Genomic DNA, 8,973 nt, shown 5'->3' with positions numbered 1-8,973 from the left:
CGCAGCGGTCCATTTTTCACCGTCTATTTGCCCCATAGCCGGGCTATGGGGCTGCACATCCGGCAAAAACTGTCCTCGCTGGGGGCGATTTTCGCTTTCGACGCCTTCTACCGCGCAGGCTCCTAAGGCTTGCAGTCGCCGCCCATGGACACCGTGCCGTCGCGGCATTCGGTCAGGATGCGGTGATCGGGTGTGCGCGCGGGCTTGTTGGCCGCACCGGTGGCCGCTGAGGCCGCCGGCCGAGCCGGCTTGTCGGGCGTGGCTGCAGCCGCTGGCGTTGGCGGCTTGGTCGGCGCAACCGCAGCGTCCTGCCCCCTCGCGTACACAATCTTCTTGCTGCCGTTGTCGCAGGTGCCCACCACCTCACCGGGTGCCACCGCGTCGGCATCGACCGTGCTCACGGTAAAGCCCGTCACGCCATTGCTGGCGATATTGGCTTCGATCTTGGCGCGGATCGGCTCGCAGGGTTCGGCATGGCTGGCGGTGCTGACCAGCAAGAGTGCGGCCAGCGGCAAAGATGTTTTCCACATAGCTATCAAGGACTTGGACAAAAGCAAAAGGTTCCGATTCTGCAGCCGAAGAGCCGGCCACCAGCATAGGTTCAAAAAGTGGTGAAACCGGGCGCTGAACCCGGCATTCAACGGAAAATCGTGGTCGCCAGGGCCGTCTGCTGTGCCAGGTTCTGAAAACCTTGCGCAATGGGATTGTCCAGGGGCGACACGAACCGGGCCGGTGGGGTCCCGAACAGGGCACGGCTATCGCGTATCAGGTGGGCCTGATCGCAGTAACCCGCGTCCAGCGCCACCTCAGACCAGCGCGCCGGGCCCGCCACGGGTGTGAGTGCGGCCTGCAAGCGCATCACCCGGGAAAAGGTCTTGGGCGCCACACCGACGGCGCGGCGGAAATGCCGCTCCAGCGTGCGCTCGGTAGCCCCGAGCTCGCGCGCCAGCTGCCCCATGCGGGTATCGGCTCCGCCCTGGGTCAAACGCCCCACGGCGGCCTCCACCAGGCGGCTCTGGCCACGCGCCTGCATCAGGTGGAGCAAGAACCGCTCGACGCGGCGCACGCGCGCCACCGGGGTGGGCAGATCAAACAACTCGCTTTCCAGCGCCTCGACTTGCGCCGGGCTGCACAGGTCGCGGATCTCGACCCGCCGACCGGCGAACGCCTCTAGCGACGCGGGTACAAAGCGCGACAGAGCCCAAGGCTTGAAACGCACCGTGATGCCCGCTGCGTGCCCGGCACACGACAACTGCACCGGCCTGAACTGGAAACCGCAGACGGCACTGCGGGTGGTGAAGCGGGCAACGCCGTCCGAGGCGGTCAGCGGCGCGCCGTAGACAAAACACAGGGTCGGGTGGCCATCGGGCAAGAGGGTGAGCGCACTGGCGTCGGGGGCACGTGCACCCAGGGGAATTTCCCAGATCCAGAGGTCCGTGACGCAGTCCGCCAAGGCCGGCGTCGGCTTGAAGGCCTGCATCAACGGAGCGGGCGGCGAGGTGGCCATGGCGCCCGATCTTACTGCGCCGATTCCTCGGGCACCAGCGAGGCAAGACCGAGCTGGCGCTGCAAACCCAGCATGTCTTCCTCACGCCAGTATTCGGCCACCCGTTCGCCCTCCAGGCGCAAGATGGCAATGCCTTCCATGCTGAAGCTGCGCCCGGTGGGTGCCATACCGAACAGGCTTCCGACGTGCCGCCCGGTGTAACGGTAGCGCAAGCTCTGGCGGTCGCCGCAGACCATGCGGTCCAGCACCGTGACCGAGGTCTGGTCGAAGGCGGTACCCAGCGCCTGCACCAGGGCCTGCAAGCCCGCAACACCAGCCGGCAAGCCCACGGCGATGCAAGGATGGGCGAGGACACCGGGCGTCACCAGGCGGGCAACAGCCTCGGTATCGAAACGCACAAAGGCCGCATCCAGAAACTGTTCGACCGTGTCCACCGGTTCGGGCAGACCCAGGGCCTGCGCCATGCGCGCCCACACCGGCGCGGCCAGGTGGGGTCGCACCAGATCGACGACACCCTGGAACATCTCGGCCGGCATACCGGCCTGCACCCCTTGCAGCAAAGCCGCCAGCTCGGCCGGGCGGATGTTGGGGGCCAGCCAGCGCGTGGCCACCGCCATGTCGACCGGCGAAGTGACCGCCACGATGGCGGCGTGGATGTCCATCAGTTCCGCGTCGCTGTGGGTGGCCCACAAGGCGGCGTTGTGCCGGGTTTCCTCGACCTCCATGTGTTCCAGGTTTTCGGCCACAAAAATGGCAATCTCGCGGTACAGCCGGTTCGACAAACGATCGCGTGCGCCTGAGGGGGCATCGGCCAGCGCCTCGGCCAGTGTGCGCAGGTGTTCGATCGCAACGAGGTGTTCCACGTGCTCGGAAGCGATGCGCAGGCTGTGGCCCGTGCGCCGCGCTTCGATGGCGGGATGTACGTAGTGGTTTTCCTTGTCCAGGTGCGTGGCGCAGGCATCCAGCAATTGCTCGAGCTGGTCGAGGCCGGCCTTGAGCGCCGGGTCGTCGTGGCAGTCGAGTCGGCCCCAATCGACCAGGGTGGCTGCCATGAAGGCGCGCAAGCCTTTGTGCATCTGGGCGTACAGATCAAACCGGTCCGCGCCAAAGGCGTCGGAACGCTCCAAACGGGTGCCGGGTTCGACAGGGGTCGCGACGGGGGTGGTGGCGGTAGAGGCCACGACAGAGGCGGTGGTTTTCATGCGGATCTCCAATGGGATGTGCCGGCGCCATCCCGACGGGACGGACTCTTCACGGCCATTCCATCGTAGGAAAACGCGGCCCCACCGTATTGGACATTTCCGACATTTTCAAGCGGGTCAGACCTGGATTGGCCTCCACCATCCCACGGCCGCACCACCCCGCTTCAGATCCCACCGCCAGCGCGGGAACACCTCCCCACTGAAGCCGTCAACGCACGTTCAAGACCTTGGTCACTGGGCTAGGACGCAAACGAAACGCGTCCGGCATGCCCGAACCGAGCAAGGGCCGCAGGTACATGCGGAACGCGTCGGTCACGTCGGTGCCGCTGCTGGAAATGAACCCGTCTTCCATCACCCGCGTCTTGCCGGCCACGGCGGAAAGCGGCAACAGCTCGTAGTCGGCCGAATAAAAACCGGTGCGCTTGATCGCCACCGAGCCGTCCACTTGGCCCCACATCGCGTACTGCACCGCCTTCTCGCCCACCTCGCGCGCTTCGCGCTGGTCCACATCGCTCACGCAACCGATGAAGCTGCGCTGCAGGTAGCCAAAGGTATCGCCGCGCACCCGCTTGATGCCCAGCTTGCTCTTGATTTCTTCGCAAAGCAGATCGGCCAACGCGCCCGTGCCCGAGAGCTGCACATTGCCGTGCGCATCCTTCTCCACATCCTTCGCCAACTGCGTGATGATGAGCTGGCCCGACGCATCGTGAATGCCCTCCGAGACCGCGATCACGCAGCGCCCATGGCGCTCGTACACGGTCTTCACATCGGCCAGGAATTTCTGGATATCGAAGGCCCGCTCGGGCAGATAAATCAGGTGCGGGCCGTCGTCGTCGAACTTCTTGCCCAGCGCAGACGCAGCCGTGAGAAAGCCCGCGTGCCGCCCCATCACCACGCCCACGTACACGCCGGGCAGCGCCGCGTTGTCCAGATTCGCGCCCGCAAAGGCCTGGGCCACGAAACGTGCCGCCGAGGGAAAGCCCGGCGTGTGGTCGCTGCCCACCAGATCGTTGTCGATGGTCTTGGGAATGTGGATGCTGCGCAGCGGGTAGTTGGCTTTGTGCGCCTCTTCGCTCACGATGCGCACCGTGTCCGACGAGTCGTTGCCACCGATGTAGAAGAAGTGCTCGATCTCGTGCGCTTTCAAGACCTTGAAGATTTCCTGGCAGTACTTCAGGTCGGGCTTGTCGCGTGTGGAACCCAGCGCGGAAGAAGGCGTGTTCGCCACCGCTTCCAGGTTGTGGCTGGTCTCTTGCGTGAGGTCCACAAAGTCTTCGTCCACAATGCCGCGCACACCATGGCGCGCGCCGTAGACCAGCCTCACATCCAGAAAGCGCCTCGCTTCGAGCGCAACGCCCACCATGGACTGGTTGATCACCGCAGTGGGGCCACCCCCCTGGGCGACAAGAATTTTTCCAGATGGCATGAGCAAACTCCTTGTAGATCAAGAATGCAAGTGTGAACCCAATCGCGCCGCGGGTTCAAGCACCGGCGACATTCTGCCGCGCCAATGGACGACAGCGCCGCTGCTATGGCACCTTTCTGAGCCCGCGACCAATGGTGAGGTGCTGGCCAGGTCCGGGCGCGATGACCACGAGCGAGACGGCAGCAAAGTAGGTAAAGGATGAGTTGAAAAGGAACATTTTGAGGTCAGAACACAACCGCATACCGTTTGGGAGATACAGGGTGCGACCCGAGCGGATATTCTTCAGTCCAGACCGCATTTTCATACTTGAGTACCAAAATTGTCCCCCTGCTATGTTCACAAAGCCCACCTGCGGCACAAGGGCGCCCATGGACGCAAGCGTGACCAGCGAACGGAGCCATTCCCGAACCTCGTTTCCTCATGAAAACCCTCCACAACCCCCACCACGCGCTGCACCAGGGGCGCGAAGAGATGTTCCGTGGCCGCATGGTGCCTTGCCACGAAGTGCCGGCGCGGCTGGACTTCGTGTTGACCGAGTTGCAGCGCCGTGCGCTCGGTCCGCTGGAAACACCTGCGATACCGCAAGCCGATCTGGACGCGGCGATTGCCCGCGTGCACAGCACCCGCTACACGGATTTCCTCGCCACCGCCTGGGATGAGTGGGTAGCGATGGACCCGGCGAATGCGCAACGCGATGCCCTGCCCTCGGTCTGGCCGCTGGGGAACCAGCACGCATTCCGCACCGACGTGTTGCCGCAGAACTTCGCGGCCCGGCTGGGCGTGTTTGCCTACGACTCGGGTTCGCCGCTGATGGCGGGCACCTGGACGGCGGCGCGTGGCGGTGCGGCTTGCGCGCTGGCGGCGGCGCGCGAGGTGCTGGGTGGCGCAGCCAGCGCATTCGCGCTCACACGCCCGCCGGGCCACCACGCGGGACCGGACTTTCTCGGTGGCTACTGCTTTCTGAACAATGGCGCGATCGCGGCACAAGCCTTGCGCGACGGCGGCAAACAGCGCGTGGCGGTGCTCGACGTGGACTACCACCACGGCAACGGCACCCAAAGCATTTTTTACGAGCGCAACGATGTGCTCACCATCTCCATCCACGGCGACCCGGCCACCGAATACCCGTTTTTCATCGGCCATGCGGACGAGCGCGGCGCAGCCGCAGGTGTTGGCTTCAACCTCAACTTGCCGTTGCCGCGCGGCAGCGACTTCACCACCTGGCGCGCCGCGCTGGGGCAGGCGCTGCAAGCGGTGGCCGACTTCAAGGCCGATGCGCTGGTCGTGCCCATGGGCTTGGACACCTTTGAAGGCGATCCGATTTCGGGCTTCACGCTGCAATGCGAGGACTACTTTGCCGTGGGCGCGGCCCTGGCCAGCGCCGGTCTGCCCACGGTGTTCACGTTTGAAGGCGGCTACGCCGTGGAGGCGGTGGGCGTGAACGCGGTGAACCTGTTGTACGGCTTTCAGCGGGGCGGTTGAAAGCAGTCCCCCTGCACCACAAAGAAAAAGCGGCCGAGGCCGCTTTTTCTTTGTTTGGAGAACCGGTGGACGATCAGGCCGCTTTCCAGAAGATGTAGTCGGCCTGGTAGTTCACGATCTGCTTGGCGCCCACATTGGCCATGCCGCATGCCGACGCTGGGGCCACGCCGCCACGGGTTTTCACACGCTGGATGTAGGTCACGCCGCTCATGGCACCCACGCCCATGGCGGGGTTGGCCTGCACAAACTGCAGGGGGATGTTGCCGTCACCACCGGGCGACACGGCCAGTTGCTTGCCTGTGATCTTGGAGCCGTCCATCGCCTCCCAGGTGGCGGGTGGGCCGTAGTACTTGCCCAGTTGCTGGCCGCCTCGGCTCATGAGCTTGGCATCGGGGCCAGCGAAGACCCAGGCGTATTTGCCGGCCATGTCTTTGTCGGCGCGGCATTCGTAGGTGATTTCACCCACGCCCACGGTTTCCATGGCCACACGGTGGCCAGCGGGCACTTGCATGCTGTCGGGCAACATGGCTTGTGAATACATGGCGGGCGCGCCCATGTTGCTGGCGCAGGCGGTGAGGGCCAGCAACGTGGCGGCGGCCAGGGTGGTTTTGATCATCATGGGGAACTCCTAAGAAGGTGTGAAGAAAAAGCGGGTGGTGGCGGCGAAAGCGGGGGTGTTCAGGCGCCGAAGGACAAGGCACCGGCGGGCAGGGGGCGGCCCAGGGCGTTGTTCAGGATCGTGAAGTGCATGGTTTCGTCGGCGGCCAGTCGAGCGGCCACCTTGGCCAATTCGCGGTCGCCAAAGGCGGGGATCACGCCCAGGTAGGCGTTGGTGGCGCCCAGTTCCAGGCGGGCAGCCAGGCTCAGCACATCGGCCTGGGTCTTGAGCGAACCGGCGTTGAGCGACTCGGCATAGGCTTCCAGCTTCATTTCGGCCACAGGCTTGCCGCCCAGTTTCTGGATCGTGGCCATCAAGGCGTCGCGGTGGGTTTTGTGGTGGCCCTGGAACATCACGGCGATGTCGAGCACCGGCTTTTGCAGCAGACCGCTGCCCGCGCCCAGTTGGTAGGCGTTGATGGCTTCGTGCTCCAGGCCCAGCGCCACGTTGAGGATGGAGACGTCTTGCGACATGTCTGCCATCTTGTCGCCCTTCATGCCGGCGGCCATGGCTTCGTGGCCACCCAGCAAGGCGATGGCAACGGCGGACAGTGCGCCGCCTTTGCCCATGAAGGCGCGGCGCGAGGCACGGATATCGATCAGAGCGGGGGATGCGTTCGTTGCGGTCATTTGGATTCCTTGGTGGGTTGTGGGGTTCGGGGTCAGGCGGTTTGCATGACCCACGTTCTGGATACGCAGAGCCGGTGGCCACCGGATTCAAAAAAGGCAAAAAAAAGATTTGCACCCAGGTTGCTGTGCTGTTTTGCCCGCCTTTTCATATGACCGGCTGAATCTGACCGCGCCTGTGCTGCGTAGTCAGATCAAGACGCACAGGGCCTGCCCTGCCGAGCAAAGCCCCGCCGCGAGAACCCTTACCCGATCTATGGCCCCAGAACACACCATGAAGAACCACCTGAAACAAGCGCTTTCGTCCGCTGGGTCAACGCCGTTGCGCACGCCCCAGGTCTGGCGGGGTGCGTGGGTCCGCTTGAGCCGTGTCTGGCCCGGCATGGGCGCCACCCGGTCATTGCAATTCCCGCACAATGCGGGCATGAGCCTGGAACCCGACGCCGAATTGATGGACTTGATCGACCGCATCGCCCGCCGCGATGAACCGGCGCTCAAGGCCTTGTACGACCGCACTTCGTCCAAGCTCTATGGGCTCTCGCTGCGCGTGGTGCGCAAACACGAGTGGGCCGAAGACGCCTTGCAAGAGACGTTTTTGCAGATCTGGCGCAACGCGCCCGACTACCGCGCCTCGCTCAGCCCACCCATGGCCTGGCTGGGTCTGATCGTGCGCAGCCGTTCGCTCGATCTGCTGCGCCGGCGCAGCGCCGAGCGTGGGCACCTGACGCAGGAGATCGACGAAGTGATGGCCGACACCCTGGCCGGCGATTCGCCCAACCCCATGGACACCAGCCTGGCCAGCCAGCAGGCCTGGGCCTTGCACCAATGCCTGGGCAAGCTGGAGAACAAACAACGCGAAGTGGTGAGCCTGGCCTATCTGCGCGACCTGAGCCACAGCGAACTGGCCGAACAACTCAAGCTACCGCTGGGCACCGTGAAGACCTGGATACGCCGGGGCCTGGACCAGTTGCGCAGCTGCATGGCGCACTTTGCCTGAGGAACCCGCCATGAACCTCCTTCAAAACCCCGAATTGCTCGACCAGCTGGCCAGCGCTTACGCGCTGGGCACCTTGCGCGGTGGCGCGCGCCGCCGCTTCGAAACCCTGGCCCGCGAACACGCCCCGGTGCGCGCCGCCGCCCTGATCTGGCAAAGCCGCGTGGCCGGCATGAACGAGCTGCAAGCCCCCACGGAACCGGCACCTGCGGTCTGGACCCGCATCGACAACCTGGTGCGCGCCGAATCCGAACAACAAGCCATGGCTGCGGCCCGGGCCACCCCGGCCCAGCCCGAAACGGGTGGCTGGCTGCGCAGCCTGATGCTGTGGCGCGGCGCGGCCGGTGCCGGCGCCCTGGCCACCGTGCTGGCCGTGGTCACCGCCGTGGGCGTGCGCGACCGCATGGGCGAGCAGATCGGCGAGCTGCAGGCCAAGCTGGAAAGCCAGCCGCAGATCGAATACGTGGCCGTGCTCAACGACGACCAGTCCAGCGCCTCGATGCTGGTGACCTTCGACCCCAACAGCAAGCGCCTGACGCTGCAACGCGTGGGCGGCTTCCAGGAGGCTTCGGACAAGTCGCTGCAACTCTGGGCGCTGCCGCCCGAGGGCGGGCCGCGCTCGCTGGGTGTGCTGAGCCGCGACAAGCTGTTGCAGCTGGTGGCCGGTGAGAACGACGTGCGCGAAGTGCCGACGCTGGCAATCAGCCTGGAACCCAAGGGCGGCGTGCCGAGCGAAACCGGTCCCACCGGCCCGGTGCTGTTCAAAGGCGCTTTGATCCAGAAAATGCTCTGAGGGCCGGGTCCTCGAACCGACCCGACCGCTCAAAATCCGCCCCCAGACGCAGGACTACTGCCGCGCGCTGCGCAGGTTGACGGGCGGCGGCTGCGGGTGGCTGCAACGCCAGGGGTTGATGTCCAGCCCGCCGCGGCGGGTGTAGCGCGCGTACACGCTGAGCTTGGCCGGCTTGCAGCGCCGCCAGATGTCCATGTAGATGCGCTCCACACACTGCTCGTGGAATTCGTTGTGGTTGCGAAAGCTCACGATGTACTGCAACAGCCCGGCCTGGTCGATCTGCGG

General features: G+C 65.1%; 9 protein-coding genes and 1 pseudogene. 3 read left to right on the top strand and 7 right to left on the bottom strand.

Annotated elements, in window-relative coordinates:
- Window positions 1-122 precede the first annotated feature (122 nt).
- From ABYB95_RS11450 to ABYB95_RS11435, 4 genes are all read right to left on the bottom strand, one after another.
- Window positions 123-530: a DUF1161 domain-containing protein gene (locus ABYB95_RS11450; protein WP_372658653.1), complete on the bottom strand. Its 408-nt coding sequence runs from the start codon at window positions 528-530 to the stop codon at window positions 123-125.
- Window positions 531-637: 107 nt separating this feature from the next.
- A complete protein-coding gene (locus ABYB95_RS11445; protein WP_372658652.1) occupies window positions 638-1,507 on the bottom strand; it encodes a helix-turn-helix domain-containing protein in 870 nt (289 codons plus the stop codon).
- A gap of 11 nt (window positions 1,508-1,518) precedes the next feature.
- Complete coding sequence (locus ABYB95_RS11440; RefSeq protein ID WP_372658651.1) at window positions 1,519-2,709, bottom strand: ester cyclase; 1,191 nt, start codon at window positions 2,707-2,709, stop codon at window positions 1,519-1,521.
- 208 nt (window positions 2,710-2,917) lie between these two features.
- Window positions 2,918-4,135: a 6-phosphofructokinase gene (locus tag ABYB95_RS11435; RefSeq protein ID WP_372658650.1), complete on the bottom strand. Its 1,218-nt coding sequence runs from the start codon at window positions 4,133-4,135 to the stop codon at window positions 2,918-2,920.
- A 420-nt stretch (window positions 4,136-4,555) separates the two neighbouring features.
- Between ABYB95_RS11435 and ABYB95_RS11430 the strand changes: the two genes are divergently transcribed.
- Window positions 4,556-5,617: a histone deacetylase family protein gene (locus ABYB95_RS11430; RefSeq protein ID WP_372658649.1), complete on the top strand. Its 1,062-nt coding sequence runs from the start codon at window positions 4,556-4,558 to the stop codon at window positions 5,615-5,617.
- Between the two features lie 73 nt (window positions 5,618-5,690).
- Here the strand turns inward: ABYB95_RS11430 and ABYB95_RS11425 are convergent, their stop codons facing one another.
- Window positions 5,691-6,236 carry a DUF3455 domain-containing protein gene (locus ABYB95_RS11425; protein ID WP_372658648.1) on the bottom strand — a complete coding sequence of 182 codons (546 nt, stop codon included), beginning with the start codon at window positions 6,234-6,236 and terminating at the stop codon, window positions 5,691-5,693.
- Window positions 6,237-6,295: 59 nt separating this feature from the next.
- Entirely contained in the window at window positions 6,296-6,904 is a 609-nt protein-coding gene (locus tag ABYB95_RS11420) for a ferritin-like domain-containing protein (protein WP_372658647.1), read from the bottom strand.
- A 421-nt stretch (window positions 6,905-7,325) separates the two neighbouring features.
- On the opposite strand from ABYB95_RS11420, the gene ABYB95_RS11415 reads away from it, so the two are divergent.
- Window positions 7,326-7,898, top strand: coding sequence for an RNA polymerase sigma factor (locus ABYB95_RS11415; protein ID WP_372658654.1), 573 nt, complete (start codon window positions 7,326-7,328; stop codon window positions 7,896-7,898).
- A gap of 10 nt (window positions 7,899-7,908) precedes the next feature.
- On the top strand, window positions 7,909-8,688 hold the full coding sequence (locus ABYB95_RS11410) for an anti-sigma factor domain-containing protein (RefSeq protein WP_372658646.1): 780 nt from the start codon (window positions 7,909-7,911) through the stop codon (window positions 8,686-8,688).
- A 54-nt stretch (window positions 8,689-8,742) separates the two neighbouring features.
- Here ABYB95_RS11410 and ABYB95_RS11405 read toward each other — a convergent pair.
- Window positions 8,743-8,973: pseudogene (locus ABYB95_RS11405) on the bottom strand (NADPH-dependent 7-cyano-7-deazaguanine reductase QueF); the annotation flags it as partial.

The organism is Hydrogenophaga sp., from assembly GCF_041633695.1.
Taxonomy (GTDB): domain Bacteria; phylum Pseudomonadota; class Gammaproteobacteria; order Burkholderiales; family Burkholderiaceae_C; genus Hydrogenophaga.
Note: the sequence above shows the minus strand (reverse complement) of the source record. Positions and strands in the feature narration are given on the sequence as shown.